17 protein-coding genes and 1 pseudogene are annotated in these 20,369 nt (G+C 28.0%); 15 read left to right on the forward strand and 3 right to left on the reverse strand.

What is annotated here, in order from left to right:
* Positions 1 to 78 precede the first annotated feature (78 nt).
* On the forward strand, positions 79 to 1,464 hold the full coding sequence (locus tag ACQZHJ_RS02315; RefSeq protein WP_430483932.1) for a TldD/PmbA family protein: 1,386 nt from the start codon (positions 79 to 81) through the stop codon (positions 1,462 to 1,464).
* A 14-nt stretch (positions 1,465 to 1,478) separates the two neighbouring features.
* On the forward strand, positions 1,479 to 2,828 hold the full coding sequence (locus tag ACQZHJ_RS02320) for a TldD/PmbA family protein (RefSeq protein WP_430483933.1): 1,350 nt from the start codon (positions 1,479 to 1,481) through the stop codon (positions 2,826 to 2,828).
* A gap of 123 nt (positions 2,829 to 2,951) precedes the next feature.
* On the opposite strand, the gene ACQZHJ_RS02325 is transcribed toward ACQZHJ_RS02320, so the two are convergent.
* On the reverse strand, positions 2,952 to 4,829 hold the full coding sequence (locus ACQZHJ_RS02325) for an FUSC family protein (protein WP_430483934.1): 1,878 nt from the start codon (positions 4,827 to 4,829) through the stop codon (positions 2,952 to 2,954).
* A 396-nt stretch (positions 4,830 to 5,225) separates the two neighbouring features.
* Here ACQZHJ_RS02325 and ACQZHJ_RS02330 point away from each other — a divergent pair, with 396 nt between their 5' ends.
* The 12 genes from ACQZHJ_RS02330 to ACQZHJ_RS02385 all read left to right on the forward strand — a co-directional run bounded on the left by ACQZHJ_RS02330 (position 5,226) and on the right by ACQZHJ_RS02385 (position 15,436).
* Positions 5,226 to 5,687 (forward strand): methylated-DNA--[protein]-cysteine S-methyltransferase, encoded by a 462-nt coding sequence (locus ACQZHJ_RS02330; protein WP_430483935.1) that lies wholly within the window; start codon positions 5,226 to 5,228, stop codon positions 5,685 to 5,687.
* 101 nt (positions 5,688 to 5,788) lie between these two features.
* A complete protein-coding gene (recQ, locus tag ACQZHJ_RS02335; RefSeq protein ID WP_430483936.1) occupies positions 5,789 to 7,963 on the forward strand; it encodes a DNA helicase RecQ in 2,175 nt (724 codons plus the stop codon).
* A gap of 382 nt (positions 7,964 to 8,345) precedes the next feature.
* A complete protein-coding gene (locus ACQZHJ_RS02340) occupies positions 8,346 to 9,134 on the forward strand; it encodes a sulfite exporter TauE/SafE family protein (protein ID WP_430483937.1) in 789 nt (262 codons plus the stop codon).
* A gap of 20 nt (positions 9,135 to 9,154) precedes the next feature.
* Positions 9,155 to 9,811, forward strand: coding sequence for a DUF1847 domain-containing protein (locus ACQZHJ_RS02345; protein ID WP_430483938.1), 657 nt, complete (start codon positions 9,155 to 9,157; stop codon positions 9,809 to 9,811).
* Between the two features lie 102 nt (positions 9,812 to 9,913).
* Positions 9,914 to 10,711 carry a dimethylarginine dimethylaminohydrolase family protein gene (locus tag ACQZHJ_RS02350; protein WP_430483939.1) on the forward strand — a complete coding sequence of 266 codons (798 nt, stop codon included), beginning with the start codon at positions 9,914 to 9,916 and terminating at the stop codon, positions 10,709 to 10,711.
* A 111-nt stretch (positions 10,712 to 10,822) separates the two neighbouring features.
* Entirely contained in the window at positions 10,823 to 12,280 is a 1,458-nt protein-coding gene (locus tag ACQZHJ_RS02355; RefSeq protein ID WP_430483940.1) for an MATE family efflux transporter, read from the forward strand.
* A 140-nt stretch (positions 12,281 to 12,420) separates the two neighbouring features.
* Complete coding sequence (locus ACQZHJ_RS02360; RefSeq protein ID WP_430483941.1) at positions 12,421 to 12,738, forward strand: hypothetical protein; 318 nt, start codon at positions 12,421 to 12,423, stop codon at positions 12,736 to 12,738.
* Positions 12,739 to 12,905: 167 nt separating this feature from the next.
* Positions 12,906 to 13,658, forward strand: coding sequence for a MerR family transcriptional regulator (locus ACQZHJ_RS02365; protein WP_430483942.1), 753 nt, complete (start codon positions 12,906 to 12,908; stop codon positions 13,656 to 13,658).
* A gap of 313 nt (positions 13,659 to 13,971) precedes the next feature.
* Positions 13,972 to 14,358, forward strand: a complete 387-nt coding sequence (locus tag ACQZHJ_RS02370; protein WP_430483943.1) for a DUF2089 domain-containing protein — start codon at positions 13,972 to 13,974, stop codon at positions 14,356 to 14,358.
* A 30-nt stretch (positions 14,359 to 14,388) separates the two neighbouring features.
* Entirely contained in the window at positions 14,389 to 14,793 is a 405-nt protein-coding gene (locus ACQZHJ_RS02375) for an SHOCT-like domain-containing protein (protein WP_430483944.1), read from the forward strand.
* Positions 14,783 to 15,067 carry a hypothetical protein gene (locus tag ACQZHJ_RS02380; protein ID WP_430483945.1) on the forward strand — a complete coding sequence of 95 codons (285 nt, stop codon included), beginning with the start codon at positions 14,783 to 14,785 and terminating at the stop codon, positions 15,065 to 15,067. Before ACQZHJ_RS02375 ends, ACQZHJ_RS02380 begins: the two co-directional genes overlap by 11 nt.
* 9 nt (positions 15,068 to 15,076) lie before the next feature.
* Positions 15,077 to 15,436 (forward strand): phage holin family protein, encoded by a 360-nt coding sequence (locus tag ACQZHJ_RS02385; protein ID WP_430483946.1) that lies wholly within the window; start codon positions 15,077 to 15,079, stop codon positions 15,434 to 15,436.
* Between the two features lie 71 nt (positions 15,437 to 15,507).
* Here ACQZHJ_RS02385 and ACQZHJ_RS02390 read toward each other — a convergent pair whose 3' ends face one another.
* The gene (locus tag ACQZHJ_RS02390) at positions 15,508 to 16,182 is read right to left on the reverse strand and encodes a cyclic nucleotide-binding domain-containing protein (protein WP_430483947.1); all 675 of its coding nucleotides are present in this window, start codon (positions 16,180 to 16,182) and stop codon (positions 15,508 to 15,510) included.
* A 214-nt stretch (positions 16,183 to 16,396) separates the two neighbouring features.
* Positions 16,397 to 16,807 carry a hypothetical protein gene (locus ACQZHJ_RS02395; protein WP_430483948.1) on the reverse strand — a complete coding sequence of 137 codons (411 nt, stop codon included), beginning with the start codon at positions 16,805 to 16,807 and terminating at the stop codon, positions 16,397 to 16,399.
* A gap of 511 nt (positions 16,808 to 17,318) precedes the next feature.
* On the opposite strand from ACQZHJ_RS02395, the pseudogene uvrA reads away from it, so the two are divergent.
* A pseudogene (uvrA, locus tag ACQZHJ_RS02400) lies at positions 17,319 to 20,154 on the forward strand (excinuclease ABC subunit UvrA).
* Positions 20,155 to 20,369: the final 215 nt, after the last annotated feature.

Genomic DNA, 20,369 nt, shown 5'->3' on the forward strand with positions numbered 1-20,369 from the left:
CAATGTAAATAAACATTTTAGAGTTAATATTAATTGATAAAATGTTATTTATACTAATTTGGGGAGGGATTTGATTTCATGTTAAACAAAGATAAGATTAAAAAAGTTCTTTCTGTAGCACTTAGTACAGGGGGAGACTTTGCAGAAATTTTTGTTGAAGACAAAATAAGTAATAATATTGTTTTAACTTCAGGAATTGTAAAAGATATTGTTTCAGGAAAAGATTATGGAGTTGGAATAAGAATATTCAAGGGGCTAAAGTGCATATATGCATACACAAATGATGATTCACTTACAAGTTTAATAAATACAGCCCAAAAAGCTGCACTAGCTTTAGGAGATGTATTGGATGGACAAACTATTAATTTAAACTTAGTTGAAAGAATAAATACTAATATACATCCAGTTATATATGTACCATCTTCAATAGAAACAGCTAAGAAAATAGAAAAGATGAAAGAAATATATAGTGGAGCTAAAAATTATAGTGATGAAATAGTTCAAGCTACAGTATCAATGGGTGATGTGGATCAGAAAGTATTAATAGCAAACAGTGAAGGGCTATTTACTGAAGATAGAAGAATAAGAACAAGAGTATCAGTTAACTCTATAGCTTCAAATGGAATAGATAATCAATCAGGAATGAGAGCTCCAGGTGCATCTATGGGATTTGAGTTTTATGATACATTGGATTTAAATAAGCTTGGAGAAGAAGCTTCTAAGACAGCTGTAACAATGCTTCATGCAGATTATTGTCCAGCAGGAAAAATGACTGTTGCCATAGAAAATGGATTTGGTGGAGTTATATTTCATGAAGCCTGTGGACATTCACTTGAGGCGACATCAGTAGCTAAAGGTAACTCTATATTCTGTGGTAAGCTAGGAAATCAAATAGCTTCTACTAAGGTTACAGCTATAGATGATGGAACAATAGCTAATGCTTGGGGTTCAACTAATATAGATGATGAAGGTGGATTAGCACAAAGAAAAGTTTTAATTGAAAATGGAATATTAAAATCATATATGATAGATAAATTTAATTCAAGAAGTATGGGAATGGCTCCTACGGGAAGTGGTAGAAGAGAATCTTATAAATATGCACCAACTTCAAGAATGACTAATACATTTATAGCTCCAGGAGATGATGATAATGAAGCTATAATAAAATCTATAGAAAATGGATTATATGCAAAGCAAATGGGTGGTGGCTCAGTTAATCCTATAACTGGAGACTTTAACTTCAATGTTTTAGAAGGATATTTAATTAAAAATGGAGTTATAGATAGAGCTGTAAGAGGTGCTAGTTTAATAGGAAATGGTGCTGACATTCTAATGAATATAGATATGGTTGGAAAGAATTTGGAGCACGGTCAAGGTGTCTGTGGATCAGTTAGTGGAGCAGTTCCAACTAATGTAGGTCAACCTCTGTTAAGAGTAAAAGAAATTACTGTAGGTGGAAGATAAGGAGGGAGATATTTATGGAATTTAATGATTTTAAAGTTGCTTTATTTAATAAGGCTAAGGAAGCTGGTTTTGAAAAATATGAATTATATTATGGGAAGAATGAGTCTCTTAGCATAGGAACAAGAGATGGGGAAGTTGATAAATATTCTTTGAGCACTACGGCAGGAGTATCTTTTAGAGGGATTCTTAATGGGAAGATGGGATGTTCATACACTGAAAAGTTAGATGAAGAATCAGTAAAGATGTTAGTTGAAAAAGCTAAAGAGTGTGCTGAGCTAATTGAAGGTGATGATGATGAATTCATATTTGAAGGGGGATTGCCTTACACAGAATTTAATTCTTATGATGAAAAGATAGCTAATTTAAACCCTCAAACTCAAATTGAAGAGTCTATAAAATTAAATACTGAACCTAGCAAAATAAACAATGAAATAATAAAATCTGAATATACTGGAATTGGTACTTCAAAGGTTGAGAGAATTATAATAAATTCAGAAGGAATAGATTTAAGAGAAGAAGGTACTGTGATTAGTGCTTCAGTTTATCCAATTGCTAAAGATGGAGAAAATATGATAGTAGATGGAGAGAGTGTTATGTCTACTAGATTAAGTAATATAAAGCTTGATGAAATTATAGAAAAAGGAATAAAGAAAACCTTAAGAAAAAAAGGAGCTTATCCAGTTAAGTCAGGAAAATATAAGGTTATTATTGAGAATGATATTATGGGAGCTTTGCTTAAGACTATGGCAGACAACTTCTTAGGCCATATTGCTGAGGAGGGTAAAACTCTTCTTAAAGATAAAATAGGAAAGAAAATTGCCTCTGAAAAGGTTACTTTAGTTGATAATCCATTTTTAGAAGGTGCAATAGCAAGTTGCTCTTTTGATGATGAAGGAGTACCAACTATGTTTAAAAATATAGTTGAAAATGGTGTGTTTAATGGATTTTTACACAGCTTAAAAACAGCTAAGAAAGCTGGGGTAGAGCCAACAGGAAATGGATTTAAGGAAAGTTTCAAATCATCAGTTAAACCAAAAGCAACAAACCTTTGTATAAAAGAGGGAGATAAATCTTTTGATGAACTTTTAAACATTGTTGGAAATGGATTGCTTATAACTGATTTAGATGGACTTCATTCTGGAGCAAATTCTATAACAGGAGATTTTTCATTGGCAGCAGAGGGATTAACAGTAGAAAACGGTAAATTAGGTAGGGCAGTTAAGCAAATAACTGTGGCAGGAAACTTTTTTGACTTGTTAAAAAATATAGAAGAAGTAGGTAATGACTTTAAGGAAAGTAGCTTGATTCCAGGGGTTGGAAGTCCAAGTTTGGTAATAAAAGAATTATCTGTAGCTGGAGAATAGTGTTATAGTGGGTTAAGTTAAATTTAAAAGGCTAATACTAATTTTTAAATTTAGTATTAGCCTTTTCATATAAGATTTTTAGAGATATTAAAGTTAAAATTTACTCTATTTATTTTTTATAAGTTAGTTTGTTAAAGGGTTTAAATTATTTATGCTAGTTGAAATTTCTAAAATATTGCTTAATAATAGTTTTTCTTCAAAGTTAACTGATTTTTTTATAAAGTTCTCTACCTTAGCGCTATAATTTTTAGTTGAAAGACATTTTCTTAAATCATGCAATGATACTTTTAAGTTTGAGTCTTTAATATTACTGTTAGAAAGTTGAATGTATAGTTGGTATATACTACAAATAAGCATTCTTTCATTATCAATAATTTTTACTAAATTATTGTCATTTAGTATATTATCTGCCTTTAATCTATCTTCTATAAATGATGTGACAATAAATAGGTTGTCCATTTTTGTTCTTGATTTATTAGAATAAACTTCCTCAAGACTTTCTACCATTTCATTTATAACATTAGTGTACATAGTTTTTAAAATTGCTATATCTTTTTCTAAACTATAAGGTAATATTAGTTTATTTATCAATATGGCAAGAACTGCTCCTATACATACAAATAATAATCTATTTAATGCAAATGAATTTGGACTTCCTAACAAGGAAGCAGCACCAATTGCAGAAATTGTTGTACAAATTGTTGAATATCTATATTCCTTCAAGTAACTACTTATATAACCAGCTAACATTAATATAAGAGTTCTTGTAATAACATCTTTAAAGATAAGGAATAAAACTTCAAGTATAATTACACCTATGATTGTAGCAAATATCCTATCTTTAGTTTTAGTTTTAGAAACCTCATATATTGGGTTTATAAGGGAAAGCATTGTGAAAACTATCCACCTACCTTCGCTTAAGTGGAAGTAATCCATTATAAATGCAGCTAATGATACTCCAATAGCAACACGGACTGCATAAGAAAATTTAGCAGATTTTGCTTTGTAATTCAATGCAAAATTATGATTAAGTTTAAAGGTTTTTGGGATAGATTCCATTTCATTAATTAAATTATAGTGTTTAATACCAAGTTTATTTAATTCATATAGTGATTCATAAATAAATAAAATATTACTGATGATTTGTAAATCAGTTGAATCTGTTAAATTGTCTAAATATTCATTACGATAATTTTTCATTTCATCAAAAGAAACCTTGTCTAATGTTTCTTCATTATTTAAAAGGTTACTTATTTTACTTAATGATTGCTCTAATATTGATAATAAGTTTTCATTTTTTGAATAATCAAGTTGATCTAATAGTAAAGAAATTTTTTCTAAAGCAACTGAAATGTTAAGCTTTATTTTACTTTCTTCAGTTAAATAAAATCTTTTTTCACGTTTATTATAAATTATAGATCTAAAAGTTCCTATGCTTTGTTTTATTGATTCACTAAGTAAATTTCTGTTTTCTAAGTTGGAAACAGTAATTTTATCAATAATATCATTACAAATTTTTACTAACAATTTGTTTCCTTTTTTTGATACATTATTTCTATTAGCAAGGAGTTGAACAAGCATAATTATTATTGCACCAACAATTAAGGATAAGAATCTCATAGGAAGTTCATCTGGTTTTACTGGAGTTACTAATATAAATAGGTACTGAAGTGAAAATGGTAAGTACATTGGATTTCTAAGGTTATAGCATAATGAGTAACTTAGTATAAACATTGCTATAAAGTTTACTGGAATCCCAATCCACATATTCATACTTGCTAAGGTTGCAGAAGCTCCTATGAATAGATTTAAAAGAATAAGTAATAATGTATTTTTTATTGGAGATAAAGTTAAGTCTTTTTGTAATAACATGAGCATAGCTGTTGCAGTAGTTACTCCAATAAGAGTATTTGCATCACCAAAAATAATTTTAAAAACGACAATAAAAATAACCATAAATATAAACATTATGGTATTTGAAAAAATGACCTTTTTGTTCATGTTGAAACATCCTTTCTAAAATTGTTAAAAATATATAAACAAATTTCAAACTTATTTCTAAATAGTACTCTTAAATGACAAAAAATTCAATATGGTTGTAAGGTGAAGTTAAAGCTAAGTATTAATTATATATTTTATATTAGAATTTATTTTAAATTAAAATGGTTATATTTGTAAGAATTTATAGGGGGAATATGGTATTGAATATATAGATAGAAATTAAGAGTTCTTTGATAGGGTGGGTTATACTAAAAAGTTGCTTTGAAAATTACAGTCACTTGAAAAGGCGCAATAAAAAAAGAAAGTATTTGTAGTATAATAATATAATGTTATAAAAGATAGAAATACTGTGAATAATTTAAAATACAAATTTATTTAAGGAGAAAGAATGAGTATATGAATATAGGTTATTATAATTCTCCAATTGGAATAATTGAGATAAGTGAAATTAATAAAGAAATAGTAGGAATTAAGTTTGTTGAAGATATAAATTTAAGCGAAGAAAAAGAAAACGAATGTATTTTAAATTGTAAGAAAGAATTAAGTGAATATTTTCAAGGAGAGCGAAAAGAATTTTCTATTAAGATAAATTTTATAAAAGGTACAGACTTTCAAAAATCTGTTTGGAATGCGCTTAAGGAAATAAAGTATGGTGAAAAGGTAAGTTATAAGGATATTGCAGAAAAAATAGGGAATCCAAAGGCTGTAAGAGCTGTTGGAGGAGCCAACAATAAAAATCCTATAGGTATAATAGTACCTTGTCATAGAGTTATTGGTAAGAATGGAAATTTGGTTGGATATGCTGGAGGACTTAATGCAAAAGAATTTCTACTTAATTTAGAAAATAAAAACAGTTAGCTTTTATTATTATATTGAAAGATACAATAATAAAAATATTTAATAATAATTTGATGCATTACTTATACTCAAATTAAAGAGCGATTAGAAGGAGAGGAATATTGAATAGAGCAAAAGAAATTTTAAAAAGTTTTTATGGATATAGTGAGTTTAGAAAAGGGCAAGAAGACATAATAAATGAAATTATAAGTGGAAATGATGTAGTTGCAATAATGCCTACTGGTGGTGGAAAGTCAATCTGTTATCAGATTCCTGCTTTGATTTTAGAGGGAGTCACAGTAGTTATTTCTCCACTTATTTCTCTTATGAAGGATCAAGTTGATGCCATAAATAGTATGGGAATAGAGTCAGCTTATATAAACTCAACACTTAGCAATCAAGAAATAAATAATATATTTGAAAATATAAAAGATGGAAGCATAAAAATTCTTTATGTAGCACCAGAGAGATTAGAATCTATGGACTTCTTAAATCTTATTTCAAATGTGGACGTTGCACAGGTTGCTGTTGATGAGGCTCACTGTGTATCTCAATGGGGACATGATTTTAGAAGTAGTTATAAGTTTATAGGAAAGTTTATAAATCTTCTTAGAAAAAGACCGGTGGTATCAGCATTTACAGCTACTGCAACAGAAGAGGTTAGAAAAGATATTGTAAAGTTATTAGAGCTAAATAATCCTAAAGTTTTTATATCAGGATTTGATAGAGATAACTTAAAGATAATAATAGAAAAAGGGGTTAATAAGGATCATTATATTTTAGATTATTTAAAAGCAAATAAAGATTCATCAGGAATAATATATTGTGCAACTAGGAAAGAAGTTGATTCATTATGCGACCTTATTAATTCAAGAGGAATAGAGTGTACAAAGTATCATGCAGGTCTTTCTGATGTTGAAAGAAAACAAAATCAAGAGGATTTTGTTTATGATAAGATTGGCGTAATGGTAGCTACAAATGCTTTTGGTATGGGAATAGATAAGCCTAATATAAGATATGTAATTCATAACAATATGCCAAGAAATATTGAAGGTTACTATCAGGAAATAGGTAGAGCAGGTAGAGATGGAGAGGGTTCAGAGTGTATTCTTCTTTTCTCACCAGGAGATGTACAAACTCAAAAATATATTATAGAAACAGGAACTTTAAACCCACAAAGAAAAGCAAATGAGTTAAGCAAGCTTCAAACTATGATGGATTTAGTATACTCAAATGGATGTTATAGAAAATTTATATTAAATTACTTTGGTGAAGAGTTAGAAGAGGACTGTAATAACTGTAGTAACTGTGAGATGGAAGGGGAGCTTGTTGATAAGACTGTAGATGCTCAAAAGGTTCTTTCTTGTGTTTATAGAATGAAAAGACCATTTGGAATTGGAGTTATTATTGATGTTTTAAGAGCCTCTAAAAATAAAAAAATATTAGATTTAAAACTAGATGAATTGAGTACTTATGGGATAATGAAAGACTATTCTAAGGAAGGACTTAAAGATTTTATAAATACATTGATTTCTCATAGATATATAGACTATGTTGGAGAGTTCCCTGTTGTAACATTAAATCAAAGCTCAAGAGATATTCTTATGGGGAAAACTAAAGTTATGTTTAAGGAGCAAAGAAAGATTGAAAAAGTTTCTACTAATAATGAATTATTCGATATATTAAGAAGTTTAAGAAGAGAAATTGCTTCAGAAGAAGGGGTTCCTCCTTACATTGTATTTGGTGATAATACTTTAAAAGAAATGAGTATAAGAATGCCAATAAATGAATCACAACTTTCAGAAGTAAGTGGTGTTGGTGAAAAGAAAATACTTAAGTATGGAGAGAAATTCTTAGAAAAGATTAAGGAATATGTTGGAGTAAATGATATAGAATTAGAGTGGAAATCAGAAAAACTTAGTAAAGATCAGGTCGAAGAAAAGTTTAAGAAGACTAGAAAGGGTAATGGAAAGAAAAAATCATTTGAAATAACTATAGATATGTTAAGAGAAGGAGATAAATTTCATACAATTTCTAAGGAAAGAGAGATTGCAACAACAACAATACTTTCTCATATTCAACAATATCTTGAAGAGGGAAATAAAATAGACTTTGAAATAGATTTTGATTCTTTATTCTCTAAAAAAGAAGAAAAACTTGTCTTAGAAGCTATAGAAAAAGTGGGTTATAGCAAGCTTAAGCCTATAAAAGAGAAGTTAGAAGAAGACGTTTCTTATGAAAAAATAAGGTTTATAGTAACAAAATTAACTATAGAGAATATGAATAACGGATTATAATAACATAACTACTAAGAAGTGAATAAGTAGAAATAAATTAAGCTATTTAACATAAAAAGCTTAATTTAAAGATTGGCGTAAAATAATGTTACTATTGGTGAGATTATTTTACGCCTTATTACTTTGTATTTAAATAATGTGGATGTTTTAAATATAAACATTAAATTTATTTTAAAGTAGTACTAGTTTAAAAAGGAGTCAAAAAAATAAACAGGTTTTAAAAGTATTTTTTTGTTATAACTAAATACTTATGTTTATGATAATGTTTGCATATAATGAATTATATGTAAATAATGTTAAAATTAAATAAAGGATATGAATTTTTGAAGTTCGCGAAATTCGAAAGTTTTCTCATTCTTACTAAAAATGAGGGGATGATTTTATGAGTATAATTTATTTTTTTGTTTGTCTTATTTCATGTATAGTAGGAGCCATAAGTGGTATCGGTGGAGGAGTTATTATTAAGCCGGTATTAGATGCTTTAGGAATGTTGAATGTTTCAACAATAAGTTTTTTATCAGGGTGTACTGTATTGGCTATGACTAGTATGACTTTATATAGAAGTAGAAATTCTACTGTAAAGGTTGACAAAAGAAAGGGTACTTTGTTAGCTTTGGGTGGAGCGATAGGTGGAATAATTGGGAAATACATTTTTGATTATATTAAAGTTTCTTCAGGCGAAGAGGCAGTAGTTGGTGCTGCTCAGTCCATGCTTCTAGCAATAGTGACTATTGGAGTACTAATATTTGTATTAAATAAAAGTAAATTTAAAAGATATAATGTTGAAAATGCAACTGCATGTTTAGGAATTGGATTTTTATTAGGATCAATTTCAGCTTTTATGGGAATTGGAGGAGGTCCAATCAATTTAGCAATTTTATTTTTATTCTTCTCAATGGATAGTAAGACTGCAGCTTTGAACTCAATTTACATAATATTTTTTTCACAACTTACTAGTCTATTGTTTACAGTTTTTAGAGGAAAAGTTCCGAGTTTTGAATGGGCAGTATGCTTATTTATGTTAGCAGGTGGATTATTAGGTGGTACTATTGGTCCAATGATATCTAAAAAGTTATCACTAAAAGGTGTAGATAAAGTTTATACTACATTAGTTATTGTTGTAATATGTATAAGTTTATATAATTTTGTAGGTTATGTAGGAAAAATTTAAGCGAAAGAAGGAGTTTTATTATGAGTATATGTGCAAAATGTCCAACAATGGGATGTACAACTAAGGATGAGAGCAAAATGCCTAAAAAACTTTGTCCAAGTAGAGATTTAGAATTACAAGAAAAGGCTAAATCTTTATATATTGATGAGAATTTAAAAATTGAAAAAGAAGCTACTTTGGTTGAAGGTGAAGGTAAGTGCAATTGGACCCGTGTTCAAGAAATAATAGTTTTTGCAAAGAAAATGGGCTATAAGAAAGTTGGAGTAGCTTTTTGTATGGGATTACATGAAGAGGCTAAAACTTTCGTTAAAATATTAGAATATCATGGTTTAGAAGTTGTATCTATTGGCTGTAAAAATGGAGCTACCTTAAAAGGCTTCCTAGGAATTCCACAGGAAGAGAAAGAGCATTATGTTAAAAATGATATGATGTGCAATCCTATTGGGCAAGCATTATATCTAAATAAACAAGATATTGATTTAGCAATTTTATTAGGTTTATGTGTTGGTCATGATACTTTATTCTTAAAGTATGCAGAAATGCCAATAACAATATTTGCTGTTAAAGATCGTGTTTTATGTCATAATCCATTAGGGGCTATTTATCAAGCCGATGCTTATTACAAGAAAAAATGTTTAATGATGAATATTAAATTTTATATATTAGCTTTAGATTAAAAAAGATAGTGTCAATTTTAACATTGACACTATCTTTTTTTATATTTTTATATAAGTTTAACAATAATAACAATAGAGTTTAGAATTTATATGAGGTGAATTATGAAGATAAGTCATAAAAATAGATATGAAAAATTAGGAACTTTAATAATGTGCTATCCAAGTAATTTCAAAGTTAGTGGGGAAGTAGAGGTTAATTATAACCTTGTGTATGAGCAGTATAATAATTTTATTAATTTTATGATTAGTGAAGGAGTTAATGTGCAATTTTTAGATCCTATATATGGATCAAATCAAGTGTTTACAAGAGATGTTGGGTTTGTTATTGATGATGTTATGTTCATTGCGAAGATGAGCAATGAAGAAAGAGAAAATGAGCCGAGAGCTTTAAAGAAATATATAAAAAAACACCATTCCAAAATATATGAGATGAAAAATAATATAGAGGGTGGAGATGTAATAATACATGATAATTATATATTCATTGGATTAAGCAAAAGAACAAATATGGAAGCTGTTAATGAACTAAAAGGCTATATAGAAGAAAACAATATGAATTATGAAATTATTACAATAAAATTTAATAAAGAAAAAATGCTACATTTAGATTGTGTTTTTAATATATTAGATAAAGATGAATGTATAATAAGCGAATATCTTTATGATAAAGAAAAAATAGAAAAGATAATAAGTAAGAGAATATATATAGATAAAGAAACTTCTGAAGAATTAGGAACTAACATAGTATGTTTAGGTGAGCGTAAGATTATAACTTCAAATAAAAAAGTATTTAAACTATTAAAAGAAAATGATTTTAATGTCTTTTATATGGATTATTCTGAAATTTTAAAAGGTGGAGGTGGATTTACTTGTAGTACATTGCCTATATATAGAACTTAAATTTTATAAATATTTTTTCTTTCTATAAGACTTATGTCATAGGATAAATGATGATATTATGATATAGTATGTTCTGTTTGAGCACTAAATAATAAGTGAGGGGGAGATAGTTTGTTTGGACTTTCACCAATGTATTTTGGAGTTTATTTCTTTATAGTAGCAATGATTGTTTTAGGAGCAACTTTGTTTTTAAGAAATAAGTTAAAAGGAAAAGATAAAGAATTTTATAAGGTATTATTAGTTTTATGTATTCCTATAATAATTCAAAACTTTATATCAACATCAGTTAATGTTATTGATACTGTTATGATTAGTAGTTTAGGAGAAGAATCTATAGCAGCAGTAGGAGTTGCTAACCAAGTATTTTTCTTATTCAATATGGGATTAATAGGACTAACAGGGGCTACAGGACTTTTTATATCACAATTTTATGGAAGTAACGATAGAGAAAATATTAAAAAAGTAATGAGCTTAAGCACAATTCTATCCGTTGGATTTAGTTTAGTATTTTTTGTGGTAGCTTTCTTTGTACCAGAGCTTATAATAAACATATTTTCAACTGACCCAGAAGTTGTAGCACTTTGTAAGGACTATCTTGTAGTTATTGCTCTTTCATATCCATTAACTGCTATCAGTATGGTTATAAGTGCAGGAGCTAGGGCCGTAAGAAATCCGCAACTTGGCATGTTTTGTAGTGGAGCATCTCTTATAATAAATATTATCTTTAACTATTGTTTAATATTTGGAGTAGGAATTTTCCCGGCTTTAGGAGTAAAAGGAGCAGCTATTTCAACTGTTTTTGCAAGAATAATAGAATGTCTACTATTGGTTGGATATGTTCTTTTAAAAGATAAGGATTATATAATTAAGTTTAATGTTTTTGAAGTTAGAAAAATAAATAAGGAATTCTTTAATGTTTATATGTCTAAAGGAATGCCTATTTTTATAAATGACTTTGGCTGGGCTATAGGATCAGTTTCATATGCTGTAGCTTATGCCATGATTGGAACAGAAGCAATAGCAGCTAGCCAAATTGCTACTAGTACGGCTAACTTATTCATAATGCTTGCTATGTGTATTGGAGTTGGAGCCGCTATAATGCTTGGAAATGAGCTTGGTGCTGATAATAAAGAAAATGCAATAGACTATGCTAGTAAGTTTTCTAAGCTTGTATTTGCAGTAGGAAGTATATTAGGAGGAATGTTAATTTTAAGTATTCCTATACTTTTAAAAATATATAGTACATCACCAGGTATGGAAGGTGATTTAACTAAAATATTTATAATTATGGGACTTTTAATGGGATTGAAATCATTCAATATTTTGGTTATAGTTGGAATTCTTAGAAGTGGTGGAGATACTAAATATGCTTTTGGACTTGAATTTGGATGTATGTGGCTTGTTTCAATACCTCTAACATTCTTTGGTGCAATGCATGGATTCCCTATATACATGTTAGTTTTATTTACTTATTCAGAAGAAATAGTTAAATGTATATTTGGATTACCTAGAGTGTTATCAAGGAAATGGGTTGTTAATTTAACCAAGAATATGGAAGTTGTTGGTTAATATTATCTTTGTAATATTAGAGTGTATAAAAATTGACATTTTACTATATTAACACCATTTGAACTTTAGAATTAAAGTGTTTAAAAGGTTGAATATAAAAACATAAAGTAGAAGTGAATAATGTATAAGGAGGATATGATATGGCTTTAGGAATACTATTAATTTTCGAAATTGTATTACTTATATTATTCTTAATGTGTATAGGAGCATTAGTTTACGATGGTGGAAAATTAGCCAAGAAACCAATAATTTTTGGGATTATAATAGTCTATGCATTAATACTAGCATTTTTATCATTTACAGCATTGCCAAGTAACTTTATTGGACAAAGGATAGGCGTAATAATATCAGGAATTATAGGAATAGTTTCTATAGGATTATGGAAAAAGAAATTCTCATGGGCAAGAATACTTATAACAATTTCTATGATTTCAAGTCTATTAATAATGAATATTTAAGCTTTTTTAATTGAAAAAATAGTAGGCACTTATAATATAAAAGAGGTGTTTAACAAAAATGTTAAGCATCTTTTTTTAGTTAATATAAAAATATTTAAAAGATAGAAGGAAACTATTGACCCTGACATTGTGTTAAGGATTATTATGAAGTTGTGGAGGTGATACAGGTGTATAAGGTTAAAGAAGTTTCAGATTTAACGGGAATTTCAATTAGGATGCTACATCATTATGATAAAATAAATCTTCTTAAGCCAAGTAATTTAAGTGAAGCAGGATATCGATTATATAGTGATGGGGATTTAGAAGTTTTACAACAGATTTTAATTTATAGAGAATTAGATTTTTCTCTTAAAGAAATAAGGGAAATACTAGATGATAAGAATTTCGATTTAAAAGATGCTTTGATATCTCAAAAGAAATTAATAATAGAGAAAAGAAACAGGTTAAATAAAATAATTGATACTATAGAAAATACTATTAAACATGTTGAGGAGGAAACAAGTATGAGCAAAAAAGGAATGTTTGAAGGGTTAAATGTCAATAAGCACATTAAAAAATATGAAAAAGAAGTTGAAGAAAAATATGGAGAAAATGAAGCTTATAAAGAATCTAAGAAAAGAACAGTTAAATATTCAAAAGAGGATTGGAATAATATTAATAGTGAAATAGATATTCTTTATAAAGAGTTGGCTAAACTGAAAGATAGAGATGTTTCAGATGAAAATGTGCAGGAACTTGTTAATCAATGGAGAATGTTAATAAGTAATAATTTTTATAATTGTACTATAGAGATTTTTAAGGGATTAGCAGATATGTATATCTATGATGAAAGGTTTACTAAAAATATTGATAAGTATGGCGAAGGATTTACTGAGTTTTTAAGTGAAGCAATGAAGTATTATTGTGATAAAAACAAGTAATTAATTTATTTAATATAAATAAATTAATTTTAAGATTGATGTTTAAATTAAAAGCCTCTTAACTCTATTATTTTTCCATAGACAATGAAACTCTAAATTGCTCATTAAGATGGTCTTACAGTTCTAGCTAAAATCAACACTAGTTTAAAACAGAGCCAATTAAAAAATTTAACTTTAAAATCAAATTTGCAAATCGAAATTAAAAATATTAATACTAATATTGATAAAATCAATATATAAATTAAAAATATTAATTTATATATTGATTTTTGTTAATTTTATGATATATAATATAGAAAAAGGAGGTGCTTTTTTGAAATACGTAAGACCAAGCAAATGTCCAGTTTGTAATAGTGAACTAAAAATAGTTAAGTTAGAGTGTGAAAAATGCAATACAAAAATAGAGGGTGATTTCAGAGGCTGCGATTTCTGTAATTTAACTCAAGAGGAACAATACTTCTTAAAAATATTTGTTAAGTGTAAAGGAAGCATCAAAGAGATTGAAAAAGAGTTAGATATATCTTACCCAACTGTAAAAAGTAGATTAAATCAGCTTATAACAGCATTAGGATTTGAAGATAAAGAAACTGAAGAAGAGAAGCTAGATAAGAAGAAAAGCAGAGCATTAATTCTTGAAAAGTTAGATAGAGGTGAAATATCATCAACAGAAGCTTTAAAAGAATTAGAGAAGTTTAAATAAATATTAATGGTATTAAAAGGAGAATTTATTATGGATGAAAAGAAAAAAATATTGGAAATGATAAGTGAAGGAAAAATAAGCGCTGAAGAGGGGATGAAGTTATTAGATGCTTTAGGAGAACAAAAGGAAGAAATTCATATAAAGAAAAAGGTTTATAAGACATTAAAGGTCAAGGTTGAGGTTGAAAATGATGAAGTTAGGGTTAATCTAAGTATTCCTTTAAGTATAATAAAAATAGCTAGTGGATTTACTAAGTTTATACCTGAAGAGGCTATGAATGATATAGAGAAGAATGGGGTTAATTTAAAGGAGATTGATTTTAAAGAGATATTAGAAAAAATTGAAAATGGCGAATTAGATGACCCAACTATTTGTGATATAGATATAAATGATAAAGAGTCTGGAAAAGTTATAGTGAAGATTTATGTTGACTAAGAAGAATTTTATTTATATAAAACTAGTACTTCCTAAAATAAACTGGCTTAGATTAACAGTTCCTATTGCATTAGCAAATCAATTTTTAAATGATGCTATAGATTTATTGGGTTTTATAAAGTGGATGATAAGGGTTAGAAATATTGAGAATTATATTGCCTATCTCTATAAGGGGCTAGAACTCTTAAAAGAATTTAGAAATTGTGAAGACGGTGAATTTATGGATATGCATTTAGGTAAAGAGAATATAGGAATTAAGATAAAGCTAATATAGGAGGGGAAAATGGTAAGAATAATTACTAACTTTATTATCAATGCTTCAGTTATATTTATACTAAGCATTTTCACAGGTTTGATAGATAAGAGTAATATAATAAGTATAGTATTGTTTTCAGGGGTTTTTACAATATTATGCTTTACTTTAAGACCAATTTTACAGATTATATCCTTACCTCTTACAGCACTTACATTTGGAGTTTTTGCTATTTTAGTAAATACGTTTATAGTTTATGCAGCAGATATTATTACATGGGGATTTAATATAAGAGGGTTTTTAAATACCTTAATAGTATCTATAATGCTATACATAGCAAGTAGCTTATTAAATAGCTATAGATTGAGGAGCGAGAAGAATAATTTATAATATACAAAAGAGTAGTTTAAGAAATCCATATTTTAGATAGATTAAGTTTTATCTAATTTATATGGATTTTTTTATTTATATAAATCACCAGAAAGAGTTTTTAGTTCTTTTTTATTTAAAATTTTTATGCAGTTTTTATCTTTTACTATAATTTCTTTCTCAGATAATTTATTTAGAACTCTATTAAGATGACGGTAGCTTGCACCTAATAAATCAGCTAAATTGGAGTAATTAGGTATTAAAACTACATTTTTATTATTAACCTTTAAAAGATAAGTTGCTAATTTAGTTTCTAATGGATAAACAATGGTTATTGAGCTATTTATGGATTGAGAGGCAAGCTTATCAGCTAAGCTTTTAGTTATATACATTAAGAAGTTAGAGTCATTAAGAGCTATTGAATTTACAGTGTTTATAGGAATTGCTATACAAATACTAGATTTTAATGCTTGTACACTACAGTTGGCATTAATTTTGTTTATGATTTCAATATCACCAACTAATTGAACTGGCTCATAGAATTTGATGAGAGTAGATTTTCCATTAGGCAGAGTTTTATATACCTTGGCACTACCTTCAACAAAGAAGTAAAAGTACTTTAGTTCCTCTCCCATTGAGCATATGTGTTCATTTTTTTTAAACATATGAAGCTCAAGTTTAGGCAATAAATCCTCTGAAAAAATACTTTTTAAGCTATGTTTATGTATAAGTTCATATAACTTTTCTTTGTTTTTTATCTTTATCATTTGTTTTGCCCCCTAAAATAAGTATTTACATAAGACATATGTCCTACTTATATAAATAGTATACATGATAAAATAGGCGTAGTAGTAAACATAGTTAAAATGTTTTCTAAATTTGTTGTAAAATTGCCTTAATACTTTAAATTCTATATAAAAAGAGAGGGTAGCAGTGATCAATGCTAACCTCTCTTATTTTATTTTAATTAAGAAATTAGGGCTAATTTAAGTAACTTAATTCAAAAAACAAGTCATCATTTGAATTAAAATCATAAATGTAATTTGAATTACACCAATCATTTATATCATTCATGTTCTTACAAGAATATGAATTAGAATAGTCATCTAAAATATCAGAGCAGATATTTTTAGGTGATTCTAATTGGCTGTTTTTAAGTAATTCTATAATATCCTCAAAGTAATTTTCAACATAAGGAGTTATAAAAGGATAAATATCACATTGGTTATTCAGATAGTCATAAATAGGCTCTTTTTTATAATCCCAATCTACGTAAAGTTCAATTAATTTTTTACTAACACTAAAAGGTATTTTAGACTTTATAAGATCACAATTTATAAAGTTATCATCAAATTTAAGAACTCTAATCATACAACCACCGTTTCCTTTCATAATAATCCCCCTAATAGAATTGATTTAATGAATATTTATATTATTAATTTAGGCATTAATAGAATTTTTTTGTTTTGGAGGAGTACTTTTGTTAAAACATAAAAGGTAACTATTAATGCCTAAATGAGATGGCTTTTAAATATCTGATTAGTATATGATATGATGAAATATAAGTAATTATTCTGAATTATCAGAAAATTTAGAAAATAATTTAAATGAATAATAATTATTAGAAAAAAAGAATTTGACATATAAAAGAAGGAGAATTAAAATAGTAATATGCGAACTTATGTTTGCATATTGCTATTTTAAAAATTAAGAATAAATAACTTGTTTGGGAGAAATCCAAGTAAATACTTTTAGAATATATTAAGGTATTTTATTAAGAAATCTATACTTATTAAATACTTAGTATTAGAAAAGATAATAAATGGAGAGTATTATATAAAAATATATTGATATAAATTTATAGGTTTGATTAAGAAATATTGAGAGTGTTAAGGAGGTTAATATGAAGGATAAAATAATAGTAAAAGGCGCTAAGGTACATAACTTAAAAAATGTTAGTTTAGAAATTCCAAGAGATAAACTTATTGTATTTACTGGTCTTTCAGGGTCAGGTAAAAGTTCTTTAGCTTTTGATACAATTTATGCAGAAGGACAAAGAAGATACGTTGAATCTCTATCATCATATGCAAGACAATTCTTAGGTCAAATGGATAAGCCAGATGTTGAATCTATTGAAGGGCTTTCACCAGCTATATCAATAGACCAAAAAACTACATCAAGAAATCCAAGATCTACTGTGGGTACTGTAACAGAGATTTATGATTATTTAAGACTTTTATTTGCTAGAGTTGGAGTTCCTCATTGTCCTAAATGTGGAAAAGAAATAACTCAACAATCTGTGGATCAAATAGTAGATCAAATTATGGAGCTACCGGAGAGAAGTAAAATAATGATTTTAGCTCCTATAATAAGAGGAAGAAAAGGAACTCATGAGAAGATTCTTGAAAATATAAAGAAACAAGGTTTTGTTAGAGCTAGAATAGATGGAGAAATATATGATTTAACTGAAGAAGAAGTTAAGTTAGAAAAGAATATAAAACATAATATAGAAGCTGTTGTAGATAGAATAGTTGTTAAAGATGGAATTGAAGGAAGATTAACAGATTCTATTGAAACTTCATTAAAAATGGCAGAGGGACTTGTATTAGTTAATATAATTGGTGGAGAAGATAGACTTTATAGTGAGCACTTTGCTTGTGCAGATTGTGGAATAAGCATAGAGGAACTTGCTCCAAGAATGTTTTCATTTAACTCTCCTTTTGGAAAGTGTGAAAGGTGTGATGGGCTTGGAACTTTAATGGAGATAGATGAAAATCTAGTTGTTCCAAATAAAAATTTAAGTATAAGAGCTGGTGCAATTTCAACTTGGGGAGATTCAAGGATGAAGCAAGAATCATGGACTTTCTGTATTCTTCAAGCTTTAATGAAAAGATATAATTTTGACCTTGATACTCCATATAAAGACTTACCTAAAAAGGTTAGAGAGGTTCTAATGTATGGTGATCCAGAAAAGCTTAAGGTTAAATATACTAAAGAAAATGTTTCAGCAGTTTACAATCATTCTTTTGAAGGAGAGATAAACGGACTAAGAAGAAGATATATGGAAACAGGTTCAGATGCTATGAAGGCTGAAATAGAAAAATATATGAGTGATAATCCATGTCCTAAATGTAAGGGGGCTAGATTAAAGCCAGAAGCTTTAGCTGTTACAGTAGGAGATAAAAATATATTTGAGTTTACGAGTATGTCTATAAGAGATGAATTAGAATTTATAAATTCAGTTGAGTTTTCAGAAAAAGATAAAATAATCAGCAATCAGATAATAAAAGAAATTCAATCAAGATTAAGTTTCTTAATAAATGTTGGATTAGATTACTTAGATTTAGCAAGAAAAGCTGGAACTTTATCAGGTGGAGAGGCACAGAGAATAAGACTTGCAACTCAGATAGGGTCACAGTTGATGGGGGTTTTATACATTTTAGATGAGCCTTCCATAGGACTTCACCAAAGAGATAATGATAGATTAATAGCCACTTTAAAACAGCTTAGAGATGTTGGAAATACTCTTATAGTAGTTGAACATGATGAAGATACTATGAGAGAAGCAGATTTCATAGTTGATATTGGTCCTGGAGCAGGAGAACATGGTGGAAAGATTGTTGGTGCTGGTACACTAGAAGAAATTATGGAAAACAAAGATTCATTAACTGGACAATACTTAACTGGAAAGAAAAAAGTTGATGTTCCTACTGAAAGAAGAAAAGGAAATGGAAACTTTATAACAGTTAAGGGTGCTAAAGAAAACAATCTTAAGAATGTTAATGCTAAATTCCCACTAGGAACTTTAACTATGGTTACTGGTGTTTCTGGTTCAGGAAAGAGTACATTAATCAATGAAATTCTTTATAAAGGATTAAATAAAATAGTTAATAAAGCTAAGGATTTACCAGGTAACTTTAAAGAAATAACTGGATATGAAAACATAGATAAAATAATTGATATAGATCAAAGTCCAATAGGAAGAACACCTAGAAGTAATCCTGCAACATACACAGGTACTTTTGATATTATAAGAGAACTTTTCTCTCAAACTCAAGAAGCTAAGATGAGAGGATATAAGCCAGGAAGATTTTCATTTAATGTAAAAGGTGGAAGATGTGAGGCTTGTAGTGGTGATGGTATCATAAAAATAGAGATGCAATTCCTATCAGATGTTTATGTTCCTTGTGAAGTTTGTAAAGGAAAGAGATATAATAGAGAAACTTTAGAAGTTAAGTATAAGGGTAAAAATATAGCTGATGTATTAAATATGACTGTTGAAGATGCTCTAGAGTTCTTCGAAAATATTCCAAGAATTAAAAATAAACTTCAAACTTTAATGGATGTTGGATTAGGCTATATAAGATTAGGTCAACCATCAACTCAATTATCTGGTGGAGAAGCTCAAAGAATTAAACTTGCGTATGAATTATCTAAGAGAAGTACAGGGAAGACTTTATACATTTTAGATGAGCCAACAACAGGGCTACATATACATGATGTAAATAGACTTGTTAAGATACTTCAAAGGTTAGTTGATGGAGGAAATACTGTTATAGTAATAGAGCATAACTTAGATATGATTAAATGTGCAGATTATATTGTTGATTTACGGACCAGAAGGTGGAGATAAAGGTGGCACAATAGTTGCAACAGGTACTCCAGAAAAAATAACTACTGTAGAGGAATCTTATACAGGTAAGTATTTAAAAAAATACCTAGAGAGCAATATTATATAGAATGGAATTTAAAGTGTTCATTAAAAGAGGATTTCATCTATGTATAGAAATTAACATTGTTTAAAAACAGCAACCAATAAAAAATTAGTTTAGGATTCATATAGTTAGTTGTTAAAAAAAGGTTTATACTTATAACAACTAACTATTATTTTCTGTTAAATTAGATTTTTATAACAATTTTAGGAATATACATAAGGGAAAAAATATATATTAAA

This window comes from Clostridium sp. B9 (genome assembly GCF_050509515.1).
Lineage (GTDB): Bacteria > Bacillota > Clostridia > Clostridiales > Clostridiaceae > Sarcina.